Genomic DNA, 15,637 nt, shown 5'->3' with positions numbered 1-15,637 from the left:
ATAAACGTCCTGCCACTCAAGTACGCCAGGCGCTTCGCGCTGCTTTTACTCGAGGCTTGTCGCTTGCGGCTTATGGCCGCTCTTTCCCCGGCACGGGTTGCAGCACCAGCAGCAACCCGCAGAATGCCATTACCAGATAGCTGAAGCGTAGCCAGTACTCGGCCCCAGGCCAGTAGTGCAGCGCTGCGAAATGACTCAGCGCCATCGCCGCGACGGTCAGCAGCAGCTGCCCGCGCACATCCCGCAGCAAGCTGGCCAGCCCTTCGACACGCAGCAGCGCCAGTGCCTGCAGGGCAACGCCCACGGCCGCCAGGCCCACCAGCAGCGGCATCAGGCGCGCCGCGATCTCCTGCACCAGCAAAGGCGCCAGGCCGGCCTGTTCGATGGCCGGCAGGACGATGAACTGCAACACCCAGATGCCGCCGACCCAGAGGGTCTGGGCCAGCTGCCAGCTGACAGCGGAGGCCCGTGACGGCTGGCGCGGCTTATACGTGGCGGACTTCGACAATCTCGTACTCGACCAGGCCACTGGGGGTCTGCACGCCGACGACATCGCCTTCGCTCTTGCCCACCAGGGCGCGCGCGATGGGGGATGCAACGGAGATCTTGCCCTGCTTGATGTCGGCTTCGTCTTCCCCGACGATCCGATAGGTCACGCTCTCGTCGGTCTCGACGTTGGCGATTTCCACGGTGGAACCGAAGATCACCTTGCCGGTGTGCTCGATGGTGGTGACATCGATGATCACCGCATTCTGCAAGCGACCTTCGATATCACGCACGCGCGCCTCGACCATGCCCTGCTCCTCGCGGGCGGCATGGTATTCGGCGTTCTCCTTGAGATCACCCAGCTCACGCGCCTCGGCGATCGCCTGGCTCAGGGCCGGACGACGCACCTTGGTCAGGTGCGCCAGTTCTTCTTCCAGGGCGCGAGCGCCCTGGACGGTCATGGGGTACTTGTTCATGCCTTGATTCCTGCATGCAGATCCTGCAGCCGACGCACGGTCTTCTCCGGACCGAACTTGAGCGCCTCACAGACCGCCTGACCCGCCGCGATGGTGGTGGTGCAGTAGATCTTGTGCTGCAGGGCGTTACGACGGATCGAGTAGGAGTCAGCGATGGACTGACGCCCCTCGGTGGTATTGATGATCAGGGTGACCTCGTCGTTCTTGATCATGTCGACCACGTGCGGACGACCTTCGGTCACCTTGTTCACACGGCGCACCGGCAGGCCGGCGGCCTCGATCACCTTGGCGGTACCGGCAGTGGCGACGACTTCGAAGCCCAGGCTGACCAGGTCGCGAGCGACCTGCACGGCCTCGACCTTGTCATCCTCGCGCACGCTGATGAAGGCACAGCCGGTGTTCGGCAGGATTTCGCTGGCACCGACCTGGGCCTTGGCGAAGGCTTCGCCGAAGCTGTCGCCGACACCCATCACCTCACCGGTGGATTTCATCTCCGGGCCGAGGATCGGGTCGACACCCGGGAACTTGGCGAAGGGGAACACCGCTTCCTTGACGCTGAAGAACGGCGGAATGATTTCCTTGGTGTAGCCCACTTCGGCCAGGCTCTTGCCCGCCATGACGCGCGCCGCCACCTTGGCCAGCGACTCGCCGACGCACTTGGAGACGAACGGCACGGTACGCGAGGCGCGCGGGTTCACTTCGATGACGTAGATGTCTTCGCCCTGCACCGCCATCTGCACGTTCATCAGGCCGACCACGCCGAGCTCCAGGGCCATTTTCTTGACCTGCTCGCGGATCTCGTCCTGGATGTGTGCCGGCAGCGAGTACGGCGGCAGCGAGCAGGCGGAGTCACCGGAGTGCACGCCAGCCTGTTCGATGTGCTGCATGATCGCGCCGATGACCACGGTCTCGCCGTCGCTGACCGCATCCACATCCACCTCGATGGCGCAGTTGAGGAAGCGATCCAGCAGCACCGGGCTGTCGTTGGAGACCTTCACCGCTTCGCGCATGTAGCGCTTGAGCTCTTCTTCCTGGTAGACGATTTCCATCGCCCGGCCGCCCAGTACGTAAGACGGACGCACCACCATCGGGTAGCCGATGTTCTTCGACAGGGCCAGGGCCTCGTCTTCGCTGCGCGCGGTGGCGTTGGCCGGCTGACGCAGGTTCAGGCGCTGCACCATCTGCTGGAAGCGCTCACGGTCTTCGGCACGGTCGATGGCCTCGGGGCTGGTGCCGATGATCGGCACACCGGCTTCTTCCAGGGCGCGGCAGATCTTCAGCGGAGTCTGGCCGCCGTACTGGACGATGACGCCCTTGGGCTGCTCGACACGGACGATTTCCAGCACGTCTTCCAGGGTCACCGGCTCGAAGTACAGGCGGTCGGAGGTGTCGTAGTCGGTGGAGACGGTTTCCGGGTTGCAGTTGACCATGATGGTCTCGTAACCGTCTTCACGCATGGCCAGCGCCGCATGCACGCAGCAGTAGTCGAACTCGATGCCCTGGCCGATACGGTTGGGACCGCCGCCGAGGATCATGATCTTGTCGCGGCCGCTCGGCTTGGCCTCGCACTCTTCCTCGTAGGTGGAGTACATGTAGGCGGTGTCGGTGGCGAACTCGGCAGCGCAGGTATCCACGCGCTTGTACACCGGCAGCACTTTCAGCTTGTGGCGATGGGCACGCAGGCTCTTCTCGGAAACGCCGAGCAGCTTGGCCAGGCGCGCATCGGAGAAACCCTTGCGCTTGAGCTTGAACATCAGGTCGTAGTCGATGGCCGACAGACCCAGGGTCTGCACGGTGGCTTCGTCCTTGATCAGATCCTCGATCTGCACCAGGAACCATTCGTCGATACGGGTCAGGTCGAACACCTCGGCGACGCTCTTGCCGGCGCGGAAGGCATCGGCCACGTACCAGATGCGGTCGGCGCTGGGCACGGTCAGCTCGCGACGCAGGGTGCTCTCGGCTTCCGGGTCGTTCAGGTCGAGCTTCGGATCGAAACCGGCGACGCCGACTTCCAGGCCGCGCAGGGCTTTCTGCACCGACTCCTGGAAGGTGCGGCCGATGGCCATGACCTCGCCCACGGATTTCATCTGGGTGGTCAGGCGGGCGTCGGCCTTGGGGAATTTCTCGAAGGCGAAGCGCGGAACCTTGGTCACCACGTAGTCGATCGACGGCTCGAACGAGGCCGGGGTACGCCCGCCGGTGATGTCGTTCTGCAGCTCGTCCAGGGTGTAGCCGACGGCCAGCTTGGCGGCGATCTTGGCGATCGGGAAGCCGGTGGCCTTGGAGGCCAGCGCCGAGGAACGCGATACGCGCGGGTTCATCTCGATCACGACCATGCGCCCGGTGTTCGGGCAGATGCCGAACTGCACGTTGGAGCCACCGGTTTCCACGCCGATTTCACGCAGCACCGCCAGCGAGGCGTTGCGCATGATCTGGTATTCCTTGTCGGTCAGGGTCTGCGCCGGCGCGACAGTGATCGAGTCGCCGGTGTGCACGCCCATCGGATCGAAGTTCTCGATGGAGCAGACGATGATGCAGTTGTCCTTCTTGTCGCGGACCACCTCCATCTCGTATTCCTTCCAGCCGATCAGCGATTCGTCGATCAGCAGCTCGTTGGTCGGCGACAGGTCCAGACCACGGGCGCAGATTTCCTCGAATTCCTCACGGTTGTAGGCGATGCCGCCGCCAGTGCCGCCCATGGTGAAGCTCGGGCGGATGATGCAGGGGAAACCCACCATCTCCAGCACGCCGTAGGCTTCTTCCATGCTGTGGGCGATACCCGAGCGCGGGCAGGCCAGGCCGATGTCCTTCATCGCCTTGTCGAAGCGCGAACGGTCTTCGGCCTTGTCGATGGTGTCGGCGTTGGCACCGATCATCTCGACACCGAACTTTTCCAGCACGCCGTGGCGCTCCAGATCCAGCGCGCAGTTCAGCGCGGTCTGGCCACCCATGGTCGGCAGCAGCGCGTCCGGACGCTCCTTCTCGATGATCTTGGCCACGGTGGCCCACTTGATCGGCTCGATGTAGGTGGCGTCGGCCATGGCCGGGTCGGTCATGATGGTGGCCGGGTTGGAGTTCACCAGAATGACGCGAAAACCTTCTTCCTTCAGCGCCTTGCATGCCTGGGCGCCGGAGTAGTCGAACTCGCAGGCCTGGCCGATGACGATGGGGCCGGCACCGAGGATCAGGATGCTTTTGATGTCTGTACGTTTTGGCATGATCGTTACTCGAATCCTTAGGTCAGTCGGCGGGGCTTAGCGGCGCTTGGCCATGGCTTCGATGAAGCGGTCGAACAGTGGGGCCACGTCGTGCGGGCCCGGGCTCGCCTCGGGGTGACCCTGGAAGCTGAAGGCGTCCTTGTCGGTACGCTCGATGCCCTGCAGGGTGCCGTCGAACAGCGACTTGTGGATCGGGCGCACGTTGCCCGGCAGGCTGCTCTCGTCCACGGCGAAACCGTGGTTCTGGCTGGTGATCATCACCACGCCACTGTCGAGGTCCTGTACCGGGTGGTTGGCACCGTGGTGGCCGTGGCCCATCTTCAGGGTCTTGGCGCCGGAGGCCAGCGCCAGCAGCTGGTGACCGAGGCAGATGCCGAATACCGGAATATCGGTTTCCAGCACGTCCTTGATCGCCTTGATCGCGTAGTCGCAGGGCTCGGGGTCGCCTGGGCCGTTGGACAGGAACACGCCGTCGGGATTGAGCGCCAGCACTTCGCTGGCCGGGGTCTGGGCCGGCACCACGGTGAGGCGGCAGCCGCGCGCGACCAGCATGCGCAGGATGTTCAGCTTGACCCCGTAGTCGTAGGCGACCACGTGATACGGCAGGTCGGCAGCGGCGATCTGCGGATGGCTGTCGCTCTCCAGGTTCCACACGCTGGAGCGCCACTCGTAGGGCTTGTCGCAGGTGACTTCCTTGGCCAGGTCCATGCCCTTGAGGCCCGGGAAGCTGCGTGCCAGCTCCAGCGCCTTCTCTTCGGTGGCGTCAGCGCCAACCAGGATGCAGCCGTTCTGCGAGCCTTTCTCGCGCAGGATGCGGGTCAGGCGACGGGTATCGATACCGGCGATGGCGACCGTACCGTTCTCTTTCAGGTACTCGTCCAGCGGCTGCTTGTCGCGCCAGTTGCTGGAGATCAGCGGCAGGTCGCGAATGATCAGGCCGGCGGCCCATACACGGTTGGACTCGGCATCTTCCGGCGTGGTGCCGGTGTTGCCGATGTGCGGGTAGGTCAGGGTAACGATCTGCTGGGCGTAGGATGGATCGGTAAGGATTTCCTGATAGCCGGTCATGGCGGTGTTGAACACCACCTCTCCGATGGTCTGGCCATCGGCCCCGATAGATTCGCCGCGAAAAATACTGCCGTCAGCAAGGGCTAAAATGGCAGGTTTGGGGGCTGGCTTAGTCAAGAAGACCTCCGTCACGATCAAGGCTTGAAGCAAACGCAGGTTGTAAAAAAGCGGGATGACGTGTGAAGGTCATCCCGCTTTTTTATTTGAGCCATTCTGCGTAACTTTTAGTGGACACACTAAAACAGGAAGCTTACAGGAAAACCCTTTTTCGGTCCACCCGCCAGGACGCTTCCGTCACACATTTCTCAACGCAGCCCCAGCACGTCCTGCATGTCGTACAGCGCTGGCGAACGCGACTGCAGCCAGAGCGCCGAACGCACTGCGCCCTTGGCGAAGGTCATGCGGCTGGAGGCCTTGTGGGTGATCTCCACGCGCTCGCCCTCGGCAGCGAACAGCACGGTGTGATCGCCGACCACATCGCCGGCGCGCACGGTGGCGAAGCCGATGGTCTCGCGCTCACGCGCCCCGGTCTGCCCTTCACGGCCATACACGGCGACCTTCTGCAGATCACGCCCCAGGGCATCCGCGACCACCTCGCCCATGCGCAGCGCCGTGCCCGACGGGGCATCGACCTTGTGGCGGTGATGGGCCTCGATGATCTCGATGTCCACATCGTCACCCAGCACGCGCGCGGCGGTGTCGAGCAGCTTCAGGCACAGGTTGACGCCGACGCTGAAGTTGGCGGCAAAGACGATGGGAATCTGCCTGGCCGCCTCGCTCAGCAGCTGCTTCTCCTCCGGGGTGAAGCCGGTGGTGCCGATGACCATGGCCTTGCCGGCCTGACGGCAGACTTCCAGGTTCTTCAGCGTCACCGAGGGATGGGTGAAGTCGATCAGCACGTCGAAATCATCGACCACCGCCGCCAGCTCACCGGCCAGCGTCACACCGATCTTGCCCAGCCCGACCAGCTCGCCCGCGTCGGCACCGATCAGACTGCTGTCGGCACGGTCGATGGCCGCGCTGAGCTTCGCGCCCTCGGCCTGGCTCACGGCTTCGATCAGGGTCTTGCCCATGCGCCCGGCGGCGCCCATCACTGCAATACGTTGCATAACATCAGCTCCAAGCTGCAGGCTTCAAGCCACAGGCCAAGCGCAAGAGTCTCTTGCAGCCTGTCGCCTGTGGCTTGCCGCTCAATTAAACGTCGCCGAAGAAGCGCTTGACGCCTTCGAACCAGCCACTGGCCTTGGGCGAGTGGGAATCATCGCCCTGCAGCGACTTGCGGAACTCCTCGAGCAGCTCGCGCTGACGCTTGGTCAGGTTGACCGGCGTCTCCACCGCGACACGGCACATCAGGTCACCGGCCGCACCACCGCGCACCGGGGCCACGCCCTTGCCGCGCAGACGGAACAGCTTGCCGGTCTGGGTGCCTTCCGGAATCTTCAGCTTGACCCGGCCGTCGAGGGTCGGCACTTCCAGCTCGCCACCCAGCGCCGCGTCGGCGAAGCTGATCGGCACCTCGCAGTACAGATGCTTGCCATCGCGCTGGAAGATCGCATGCTCACGGACGTTGACCACCACATAGAGGTCACCGGCCGGGCCGCCATGCGCGCCAGCCTCGCCTTCGCCGGACAGGCGGATGCGATCACCGGTATCGACACCTGGCGGCACCTTGACCGACAGCGTCTTGCTCTCTTCCACGCGCCCCTGGCCATGGCAGCTGCCACAGGGGTCGGTGATCATCTTGCCGCTGCCGTGGCAACGCGGGCAGGTCTGCTGCACGGAGAAGAAGCCCTGCTGCATGCGCACCTGGCCGATACCACCGCAGGTGGTACAGGTCACCGGGCTGGTGCCCTTCTTGGCGCCGGAGCCATCGCAGGTCTTGCAACCCACCAGGGTCGGCACGCGAATGGTCACGGTAGTGCCACGCACGGCCTCTTCCAGGTCCAGCTCCAGGGTGTAGCGCAGGTCGCTGCCACGCTGGGCGCCGCCGCGCGAACCGCCGCGACCGCCACCGCCGAAGAAATCGCTGAACACGTCGCCGAAGATGTCGGAGAAGTTGGCGCCGCCGAAACCGGCGCCGGCGCCACCACCCATCTGCGGATCGACCCCGGCATGTCCGTACTGGTCATAGGCCGAGCGCTTGCTGGCGTCGGAGAGCACCTCGTAGGCCTCGTTGGCCTCCTTGAATTTCTCCTCCGCTTCCTTGTCGTCCGGGTTGCGGTCCGGGTGGAACTTCATCGCCAGACGCCGATAGGCCTTCTTCAGCTCGGCCTCACTGGCGCCGCGCTCGACCCCCAGAACCTCGTAATAGTCTCGTTTTGCCATAGTTGTGCTGCACTCTCAGATTCGTGAGCTCCAGATACGCCGACGCGGGAGAAGGCTCCCGCGCGGCGTATCCTGACCGCCAGATGCGACGGCGGAGCGAAAAGCAGAGGGCGACACGCCCCTCGCTCCCGGAGGGGCGAAAGGCGTGCGCGCATCCCTTACTTGTTCTCCTTGACCTCTTCGAACTCAGCGTCGACCACGTCGTCACCGGCATCCTTGGCATCACCGGCGTCCGCCTGGGCGGCACCGGCTTGCGGCTGCTCGGCGTACATCTTCTGCGCCAGCGGCGTGGTGGCCTCGGACAGGGCGTTCATCTTGGCCTCGATGGCTTCCTTGTCGTCACCCTTCAGTGCGACTTCCAGTTCACCGATGGCTTTCTCGATGGCGGCCTTCTCCTCGGCAGTCGCCTTGTCGCCCGCCTCGGTGAGCATCTTGCGGGTGGCGTGCACCAGCTGGTCGCCCTGGTTGCGCGCAGTGGCCAGCTCTTCGAACTTGCGGTCTTCCTCGGCGTTGGCCTCGGCGTCACGCACCATCTGCTCGATCTCTTCCTCGGACAGACCGGAGTTGGCCTTGATCACGATGGACTGCTGCTTGCCAGTGGCCTTGTCCTTGGCGGACACGTGCAGGATGCCGTTGGCATCGATATCGAAGGTCACTTCGATCTGCGGCACGCCACGCGGAGCCGGCGGAATCTCGGCCAGGTCGAACTTGCCGAGGGACTTGTTCTGCGCCGCCTGCTTGCGCTCGCCCTGCAGCACGTGAATGGTCACGGCGCTCTGGTTGTCGTCGGCAGTGGAGAACACCTGCGACTTCTTGGTCGGGATGGTGGTGTTCTTCTCGATCAGCGCGGTCATCACGCCACCCATGGTTTCGATACCCAGGGTCAGCGGGGAAACGTCCAGCAGCAGCACGTCCTTGACGTCACCGGCCAGTACCGCGCCCTGAATGGCAGCGCCCATGGCCACGGCTTCGTCCGGGTTGACGTCCTTGCGCGGCTCCTTGCCGAAGAACTCGGCAACGGTCTTCTGCACCAGCGGCATGCGGGTCTGACCACCGACCAGGATCACGTCGTCGATCTTGCTGACGTCGATGCCGGCATCCTTCAGCGCGGTGCGGCACGGCTCGATGGTGCGCTGCACCAGGTCCTCGACCAGCGACTCCAGCTTGGAGCGGGAGATCTTCACGTTCAGGTGCTTCGGACCGCTGGCGTCTGCAGTGATGTACGGCAGGTTGACGTCGGTCTGCTGGCTCGAGGACAGCTCGATCTTGGCCTTCTCGGCAGCTTCCTTCAGGCGCTGCATTGCCAGCGGGTCGCCCTTGAGGTTCATGCCGGTTTCTTTCTTGAACTCGTCGACAAGGTAGTCGATCAGACGAATGTCGAAGTCCTCGCCACCGAGGAAGGTGTCGCCGTTGGTGGCCAGCACTTCGAACTGGTGCTCACCGTCGACCTCGGCGATCTCGATCACCGACACGTCGAAGGTACCGCCACCCAGGTCATAGACGATCACGGTGTGGTCGCCCTTGGCCTTGTCCATGCCATAGGCCAGCGCAGCCGCGGTCGGCTCGTTGATGATGCGCTTGACGTCCAGACCGGCGATGCGACCGGCATCCTTGGTGGCCTGACGCTGGCTGTCGTTGAAGTAGGCCGGAACGGTGATCACCGCTTCGGTGACCGGCTCGCCGAGGTAGTCCTCAGCGGTCTTCTTCATCTTCTTCAGCACTTCGGCGCTGATCTGCGGCGGGGCCATCTTCTGGCCGTTGACCTCGACCCAGGCGTCGTTGTTGTCAGCCTTGACGATCTTGTACGGAACCATCTGGATGTCTTTCTGCACGACATCCTCGTCGAAACGACGACCGATCAGACGCTTCACCGCATACAGGGTGTTGTGCGGGTTGGTCACGGCCTGGCGCTTGGCCGACTGGCCAACCAGGGTTTCGCCGTCGTTGGCGTAAGCGATGATGGACGGCGTGGTGCGAGCGCCTTCGGCGTTCTCCAGCACCTTGACGTTGCCGTTTTCCAGAATGGAGACGCAGGAGTTGGTGGTCCCCAGGTCGATACCGATGATTTTGCCCATGAAAATTCTCCCGAAACTTTGATTTTTCCGTCGCCTCGCTTCGCAGGCGCCGGTAGCACTAAAACGCTTGACTCAGAAATGGGGTCGCCCCCGAAAATTTCAAGCCTGCTCGTCGATGGACGGCGGCGGCGTGGTCGGCGCCTTGCTCACCACGACCATGGCCGGGCGCAGCAGGCGGCCATTGAGCAGGTAGCCCTTCTGGAACACCTTGAGCACCGAGTTCGGCTCGACGTTGACACTCTCTTCCATCGCCATGGCCTGGTGATGCTCCGGGTTGAACGGAGCGCCATGCGGGTCCAGCGTTTCCAGCTGATGACGCGCCAGGGTGTCGATGAACAGTTTGAGGGTCAGTTGCATGCCCTCGCGCACGCCCTTGATCGCTTCGTCGTCCGGGCTGGACAGCTCCAGACCACGTTCCAGGCTGTCGACGACCGGCAGCAGGTCGTTGGCAAATTTTTCCAGGGCGAACTTGTGCGCCTTCTCCACGTCCTGCTCGGCGCGACGACGCACATTCTGCAGCTCGGCCGCCATGCGCAGCGACTGGTCCTGCGCTGCAGCCAGCTGCTCTTCCAGTGCCTGCACGCGAGCCGCCAGGTCATCGCTCGGCGCGACATTCTCGGCCGCCTGAGCCTCGGGGTTCTGCGTATCCAGGTTCTGTTCGTCAGCCATGCCTATCTCCTCTCGAATGAATCGGCGCGAGTCCGGCCCGCGCACCTGCCCGCCTATATGGAGTCAAATCCACAGCTTTCAAGGGGCGATAGAGGAGGATTGTCAGGGAAAGAAAAAACACTGTATAAATAACCAGACATCAAATTCGGGAGCGTTCGCCATGCTGGTGCACCTGTCCATACACAACTACGCCATCGTCGACCACCTGGACCTCGAGCTGGATGCCGGCATGAGCGCCATCAGCGGCGAGACCGGTGCCGGCAAGTCGATCATGCTCGATGCCCTCGGTCTGTGCCTGGGCGACCGTGCCGACAGCGGCGTGGTGCGCCCCGGCGCGGACAAGGCCGACATCCTCGCCAGCTTCGACCTGGCAGAGATCCCCGAAGCCCGCAGCTGGCTCGCCGAGCGCGACCTGGACAGCGACGGCCCGTGCATCCTGCGCCGGGTGATCACCGCCGAGGGGCGCTCGCGCGGCTACATCAACGGCAGCCCCTGCCCGCAAGCCGACCTCAAGGCGCTCGGCGAGCTGATCATCGACATCCACAGCCAGCATGAACACCAGTCACTGCTCAAGAGCGACACCCACCGCCGCCTGCTCGACGAGTACGCCGGCAGCCAGGAGCTGGCGCGCCAGGTGCAGCTGGCCGCACAGCGCTGGAAGCAGACGCGCAACGACCTACAGCGCATTTCCAGCCAGGGTGATGAGCAGCGCGCCCGCCACCAGCTGCTCAGCTACCAGCTGGAAGAGCTGGAAAACCTGGCCCTGGGCGAGAACGAACTGGACGAGCTGGAGCGCGAACACAAGGCCCTGAGCAATGCCGAAGCGCTGCTCGGTGCCTGTCGCCAGGTACTCGAGCTGTGCAGCGAAAGCGATGCCGGCAACGTGCTGTCGGCGCTGACCGCCAGCCTCAACCGGCTTGGCGCCTTCGGCGGCCAGGGCGGCGCGCTGGGCGAAGCGAGCAACCTGCTGGCCAGCGCGCAAATCCAGGTCGAGGAGGCCGTGGGCGAACTGAACCGCTTCGTCGATCACTTCGACGCCGACCCGCAACGCCAGCAGTACCTCGAAGAACGCCTGGACACCATCTACACCCTCGCCCGCAAGCACCGCATCCAGCCCACCGAGCTGGCCGCCCTGCAGCAACGACTGTTCGAGGAACTGGAGAGCCTCAATGCCGACGACCAGGCCAGCGAACGCCTGGCCGAGGAACTGGCCGCCTACGCCCGTCATTACCAGGAGAAGGCCGCCGAACTCAGCGCGCTGCGCGGCAGCGCCGCCGAGCGCCTGGCCGCAGCCGTCGAGCAGGAAATGCAGGCACTGGGCATGCCCGGCGGGCGTTTCAACATCCAGCTGCAGAGCATGAACAGCGAAGAGCCACAGGCCAATGGCCTGGAAACCGTGGAATTCCTGGTCAGCGCCAACCCCGGCCAACCGTTGCGCGGCCTGGCCAAGGTGGCCTCGGGTGGCGAGCTGTCACGTATCAGCCTGGCAATCCAGGTGATCACCGCACAGACCTCGCGCGTCCCGACGCTGGTCTTCGACGAAGTGGACGTCGGCATTGGCGGCCCGACCGCCGAGGTCGTCGGGCAACTGCTGCGCCGCCTGGGCGAGCGCGGCCAGGTCCTCTGCGTGACCCACCTGCCCCAGGTGGCTGCGCAGGGCCATCAGCACCTGTTCGTCCACAAGCGCCGCGGCGAAGAGGCCACGTCCACGGCCGTGAGCAGACTGGACGAGAACGGCCGCGTCGAGGAAATCGCGCGCATGCTCGGCGGCGTCGACCTGACCGAAGAATCTCTGGCGCACGCGCGCAAGATGGTCACCAGCGCCCAGGCCGCCTGAGACAGGCCGTCGCCGCAGCCCGGGTGAAGCAGGCCAGGCGTCACGACCGGCAACCGGGCACGGCTCCCGAGCCCAATAAATAAAAAGGCGACCCGAGGGTCGCCTTTTTCATCGCAGCAGAAGCATCAGCTCTTCTTGCGTACGTACAACACCAGGTTGTGATCGACCAGTTCGAAGCCATGCTCACGCACGATTTCCTTCTGGCGCTTCTCGATCTCGGCGTCGAAGAACTCGATCACCTCACCGGAATCCACACAGACCATATGGTCGTGATGGCCGCTATCGGCCAGTTCGAATACCGCATGGCCACCGTCGAAGTTGTGGCGAACCACCAGGCCCGCCGCCTCGAACTGGGTCAGTACGCGGTAGACGGTCGCCAGGCCGACGTCCTCGCCTGCCTCCATCAGTGCCTTGTAGACATCTTCCGCACTCATGTGGCGGTGCTCGGCGTTGTCGAGCATCTGCAGGATCTTGACCCGTGGCAGAGTCACCTTCAGTCCAGCTTTGCGCAGTTCGTTATTTTCAACCATGGTCTGCTTTCTCATGGATGCTGTTTCGCAGCACCCTTCAATACGGGTATGATCCGGGGTTCAAGTTGCCCAAGATAGTGGAAGTCACCCTCCGATGCAAAAAACCAAGCTCTTGCTGACCAGCCTGTCGCTGACCGGGCTCTTCGCACTCGCCGGTTGTTCATTCCCCGGGGTTTACAAGATCGACATTCAACAGGGCAATGTCGTGACACAGGACATGATAGACCAGCTGCGTCCCGGAATGACCCGACGCCAAGTGCGGTTTATCATGGGCAACCCGCTGATCACCGACACCTTCCATGCCGATCGCTGGGATTATCTCTACAGCATCCAGCCAGGTGGCGGTCAGCGCCTGCAGGAACGCGTCAGCCTGGTCTTCGACGGTAGCGACCAGCTGGTCGGCCTGGCCGGCGACTTCATGCCCGGCGTAAGCCGCGACCAGGCCATCCTTGGCCAGGACAGCGATACCACCAGTACGCAGCCGCAGGCCAAGCCACAGGACGACACGCCGCCGGCACCTGGCTCGCTGCTCGAGCAGATCCAGCGCGAAGTCGACCAGGTGGAAACCGTGCCGGTACCGACGCCGGAGCCGCTGGACACCGAACCGCAGTAACACCCAGACATGAAAAAGCCCGGACTCGCTCCGGGCTTTTTCATGTCTGCTCGCCACGTGGCAGCAAGCGCTGTGCCTCAGGCCGACTCGTCGCCCTCTTCCCGGGCCTTGGCCTTGGCCGCACGCTGCTTGCGCACCTCTTTCGGGTCGGCGATCAGCGGGCGGTAGATCTCCACTCGCTCCCCCTCGACCAGCTCGCGCTCCTCCGGCTTGCTGACCGCCTTGCCGAAGATGCCCAGCGGGGCCTGCTGCAGATCCAGTTCGGGAAAGAACTGCTGCATGCCGGAGCGCAGCGCCGCCTCGCGCACCGTGGTGCCGACCGGCACCGACAGGCGCAGCAGCTTCTGCCGCTCGGCCAGCGCGTAGACCACTTCGATCGCAATGCTCGGCTTATCCATAGAGTTGCTTGGCTCGCTGACAGAAGGCATCGACCATGGTGTTGGTCGCCTGGTTGAACAGGGGTCCGAGGGTAGCGCGCACCAGCGGCCCGGCGTAGTCGAAGGTCAGATCGAGGCTGATCTTGCAGGCCTTGTCGCCCAGCGCCTTGAACTCCCAGACACCGTTCAGGCTGGTGAACGGTCCTTCCTGCAGGTTCATCTCGATGCGCTGCCCGGGCTGCAGCACATTGCGCGTGACGAAACGCTGGCTGATGCTGCCCTTGGCCACCTCGAGACTAGCCAGCATGTGCGTCTCGCTGACCTCCAGCACTTCACTGGCGCGGCACCACGGCAGGAACTGCGGGTAGCTGGCGACATCGTTGACGAGGTCAAACAGCGCCTGCGCCGGATAAGGCAGCAACGCCGAGCGCTGGATTCGAGTAGTCATTTACTTGCTCAGCTCCGCGATGAAAACGATCAGAACGCCGATCGGCGCCACGACGCGAATCAGCCAGAGGGCGAGATTGAACAGCAACGGGCTCTTGATCGCCAACTCGTCACGCACCGAATCACGGCTGAGCACCCAACCGGCGAACAGGGCGAACGCCAGGCCACCCAGTGGCAGCAGGATGCGGCTGGTCAGGTAGTCGATGCTGTCGAAGAAGGTCTTGCCGCCCTCGGCGCCCCACTGCAGCAGGTGGAAGCCATCCTCGGCAAAGACGAAGAACTTGGCCTCGGCCCAGACGTTGAACGACAGCACGGTGCCCATACCGACCAGCCAGCACAGCAGCGCCAGCACCGCCGTGACCAGGGCACGGCTGCGTCCGCTCTTCTCGACGAAGTAGGCGACTGCCGGCTCGAGCATGGAGATCGACGAACTCCACGCCGCCACGGCCACCAGGACGAAGAAGATCAGCCCCATCACCTGACCGAAGGCGATGTTGCCAAAGGCGATCGGCAGGGTGACGAACATCAGCCCAGGACCACCGCCCGGCTCCAGGCCGGCGGCGAAGACGATGGGAAACAGGGCCAGACCAGCGGTCAGCGCGACCAGGGTATCGAGCAGGCCGACGGTCAGCACGGTGGCGCCGATCGATGCCTTCTTCGGCATGTAGGCGCCGTACACCATGATCGAGCCGACCCCGACGCTCAGGGTGAAGAAGGCATGCCCCATGGCGGCGAGAATGCCACCCTGCACCTTGCTGGCGTCAAAATGGAAGAGGAAATCGAAGCCTTCACGGAAGTGCCCGGTGGTAAAGCTGTAGCCCAGCAGCACCAGGAGCAGCACGAACAGCAGCGGCATCATGATGCGCAGGCTGCGCTCCAGCCCCGCGACCACGCCCTTGGCGATGACGAACGCAGTGATCAGCATGAACAGGCTGTGCCACAGGGTCAGCCGCCAGGGGTCCGCAGTCAGCCCGCCGAACGCCGCACCGGCGCCTTCGGCGGTGATGCCAGTGAAGTCGCCACGCCCCATGCTGAGGATGTAGTCCAGCGACCAGCCGGCCACCACGCTATAAAAAGACAGGATCAGCAGGGCCGCGACCATGCCGCCCAGCGCCGCCAGCGACCAGCCTTTCGACGCGCCCGCCTCGATGGCGAGGCTCTTCATCGAATTGACCGGGCTCTGCCGGCCACGCCGACCGATCAGGGTTTCCGCCAGCATGATCGGCACGCCCACCAGGGCGATGCAGAACAGGTACATGACGACGAATGCACCGCCGCCATAGACCCCTGTCATGTAGGGGAACTTCCAGATATTGCCGAGGCCGACTGCCGAGCCGGTAGCCGCCAGAATGAATACCCACCGACTGGCCCAGGCGCCATGAATCGAAACGTTGTCGCTCGCCATTACGGCCAACACCCCATCACTACGGGAAAAAGATCGCGCATTGTCGAAGATTAGCCGGGCAGGCTCAAGCTTGGCTCGGTAAAGCCCCATGGCGCAGGCGCGGGCGACTCC

The 15,637-nt window shown here is 64.0% G+C and carries 14 protein-coding genes; 2 read left to right on the top strand and 12 right to left on the bottom strand.

The features are described 5' to 3' along the window. Window positions 1–70: 70 nt before the first annotated feature. The 8 genes from E4487_RS02750 to grpE all read right to left on the bottom strand — a co-directional run bounded on the left by E4487_RS02750 (window position 71) and on the right by grpE (window position 10,317). Window positions 71–508 carry a DUF4149 domain-containing protein gene (locus E4487_RS02750; protein ID WP_175252669.1) on the bottom strand — a complete coding sequence of 146 codons (438 nt, stop codon included), beginning with the start codon at window positions 506–508 and terminating at the stop codon, window positions 71–73. Then, on the bottom strand, window positions 486–962 hold the full coding sequence (gene greA / locus E4487_RS02745) for a transcription elongation factor GreA (protein WP_037050841.1): 477 nt from the start codon (window positions 960–962) through the stop codon (window positions 486–488). Before greA ends, E4487_RS02750 begins: the two co-directional genes overlap by 23 nt. Continuing rightward, the gene (gene carB, locus E4487_RS02740) at window positions 959–4,180 is read right to left on the bottom strand and encodes a carbamoyl-phosphate synthase large subunit (protein ID WP_175252668.1); all 3,222 of its coding nucleotides are present in this window, start codon (window positions 4,178–4,180) and stop codon (window positions 959–961) included. The genes greA and carB overlap by 4 nt, the downstream gene beginning before the upstream one ends. A 36-nt stretch (window positions 4,181–4,216) precedes the next feature. Further along, a complete protein-coding gene (gene carA / locus E4487_RS02735; protein ID WP_134675648.1) occupies window positions 4,217–5,365 on the bottom strand; it encodes a glutamine-hydrolyzing carbamoyl-phosphate synthase small subunit in 1,149 nt (382 codons plus the stop codon). 188 nt (window positions 5,366–5,553) lie between these two features. Continuing rightward, complete coding sequence (gene dapB, locus E4487_RS02730) at window positions 5,554–6,357, bottom strand: 4-hydroxy-tetrahydrodipicolinate reductase (protein ID WP_037050849.1); 804 nt, start codon at window positions 6,355–6,357, stop codon at window positions 5,554–5,556. An 85-nt stretch (window positions 6,358–6,442) separates the two neighbouring features. Continuing rightward, the gene (gene dnaJ, locus E4487_RS02725; RefSeq protein ID WP_037050852.1) at window positions 6,443–7,573 is read right to left on the bottom strand and encodes a molecular chaperone DnaJ; all 1,131 of its coding nucleotides are present in this window, start codon (window positions 7,571–7,573) and stop codon (window positions 6,443–6,445) included. A gap of 158 nt (window positions 7,574–7,731) precedes the next feature. After that, window positions 7,732–9,648: a molecular chaperone DnaK gene (gene dnaK / locus E4487_RS02720; protein WP_037050854.1), complete on the bottom strand. Its 1,917-nt coding sequence runs from the start codon at window positions 9,646–9,648 to the stop codon at window positions 7,732–7,734. A gap of 99 nt (window positions 9,649–9,747) precedes the next feature. Next, complete coding sequence (gene grpE / locus E4487_RS02715) at window positions 9,748–10,317, bottom strand: nucleotide exchange factor GrpE (protein WP_037050856.1); 570 nt, start codon at window positions 10,315–10,317, stop codon at window positions 9,748–9,750. A 160-nt stretch (window positions 10,318–10,477) separates the two neighbouring features. Between grpE and recN the strand changes: the two genes are divergently transcribed. Beyond that, complete coding sequence (gene recN, locus E4487_RS02710) at window positions 10,478–12,154, top strand: DNA repair protein RecN (RefSeq protein ID WP_175252667.1); 1,677 nt, start codon at window positions 10,478–10,480, stop codon at window positions 12,152–12,154. A gap of 125 nt (window positions 12,155–12,279) precedes the next feature. Here the strand turns inward: recN and fur are convergent, their stop codons facing one another. Beyond that, entirely contained in the window at window positions 12,280–12,684 is a 405-nt protein-coding gene (gene fur, locus E4487_RS02705) for a ferric iron uptake transcriptional regulator (RefSeq protein ID WP_037001567.1), read from the bottom strand. A gap of 94 nt (window positions 12,685–12,778) precedes the next feature. Between fur and E4487_RS02700 the strand changes: the two genes are divergently transcribed. Then, window positions 12,779–13,297: an outer membrane protein assembly factor BamE gene (locus E4487_RS02700; RefSeq protein ID WP_037050859.1), complete on the top strand. Its 519-nt coding sequence runs from the start codon at window positions 12,779–12,781 to the stop codon at window positions 13,295–13,297. Between the two features lie 77 nt (window positions 13,298–13,374). On the opposite strand, the gene E4487_RS02695 is transcribed toward E4487_RS02700, so the two are convergent. The 3 genes from E4487_RS02695 to E4487_RS02685 are packed head-to-tail and all read right to left on the bottom strand — an operon-like array spanning window position 13,375 to window position 15,526. Beyond that, window positions 13,375–13,695 (bottom strand): RnfH family protein, encoded by a 321-nt coding sequence (locus E4487_RS02695; protein ID WP_037050860.1) that lies wholly within the window; start codon window positions 13,693–13,695, stop codon window positions 13,375–13,377. Then, window positions 13,688–14,122, bottom strand: coding sequence for a type II toxin-antitoxin system RatA family toxin (locus E4487_RS02690; protein ID WP_037050863.1), 435 nt, complete (start codon window positions 14,120–14,122; stop codon window positions 13,688–13,690). The genes E4487_RS02695 and E4487_RS02690 overlap by 8 nt, the downstream gene beginning before the upstream one ends. After that, complete coding sequence (locus tag E4487_RS02685) at window positions 14,123–15,526, bottom strand: sodium-dependent transporter (RefSeq protein WP_037050868.1); 1,404 nt, start codon at window positions 15,524–15,526, stop codon at window positions 14,123–14,125. Window positions 15,527–15,637: the final 111 nt, after the last annotated feature.

Source organism: Pseudomonas sp. BMW13 (assembly GCF_013357275.1).
GTDB lineage: Bacteria > Pseudomonadota > Gammaproteobacteria > Pseudomonadales > Pseudomonadaceae > Aquipseudomonas > Aquipseudomonas khazarica.
The sequence above is the reverse complement of the archived record's forward strand: the minus strand, read 5'-3'. Positions and strand labels throughout refer to the sequence as shown.

What these genes read in the sequence shown, in the direction of transcription:
- dapB (WP_037050849.1), bottom strand. Translation starts at nt 6,357, where the DNA reads ATGCAACGTATTGCAGTGATGGGCGCCGCCGGGCGCATGGGCAAGACC.
- grpE (WP_037050856.1), bottom strand. Translation starts at nt 10,317, where the DNA reads ATGGCTGACGAACAGAACCTGGATACGCAGAACCCCGAGGCTCAGGCG.
- fur (WP_037001567.1), bottom strand. Translation starts at nt 12,684, where the DNA reads ATGGTTGAAAATAACGAACTGCGCAAAGCTGGACTGAAGGTGACTCTG.
- recN (WP_175252667.1), top strand. Translation starts at nt 10,478, where the DNA reads ATGCTGGTGCACCTGTCCATACACAACTACGCCATCGTCGACCACCTG.
- dnaK (WP_037050854.1), bottom strand. Translation starts at nt 9,648, where the DNA reads ATGGGCAAAATCATCGGTATCGACCTGGGGACCACCAACTCCTGCGTC.
- E4487_RS02690 (WP_037050863.1), bottom strand. Translation starts at nt 14,122, where the DNA reads ATGACTACTCGAATCCAGCGCTCGGCGTTGCTGCCTTATCCGGCGCAG.
- E4487_RS02695 (WP_037050860.1), bottom strand. Translation starts at nt 13,695, where the DNA reads ATGGATAAGCCGAGCATTGCGATCGAAGTGGTCTACGCGCTGGCCGAG.
- greA (WP_037050841.1), bottom strand. Translation starts at nt 962, where the DNA reads ATGAACAAGTACCCCATGACCGTCCAGGGCGCTCGCGCCCTGGAAGAA.
- E4487_RS02700 (WP_037050859.1), top strand. Translation starts at nt 12,779, where the DNA reads ATGCAAAAAACCAAGCTCTTGCTGACCAGCCTGTCGCTGACCGGGCTC.
- carB (WP_175252668.1), bottom strand. Translation starts at nt 4,180, where the DNA reads ATGCCAAAACGTACAGACATCAAAAGCATCCTGATCCTCGGTGCCGGC.
- dnaJ (WP_037050852.1), bottom strand. Translation starts at nt 7,573, where the DNA reads ATGGCAAAACGAGACTATTACGAGGTTCTGGGGGTCGAGCGCGGCGCC.
- E4487_RS02685 (WP_037050868.1), bottom strand. Translation starts at nt 15,526, where the DNA reads ATGGCGAGCGACAACGTTTCGATTCATGGCGCCTGGGCCAGTCGGTGG.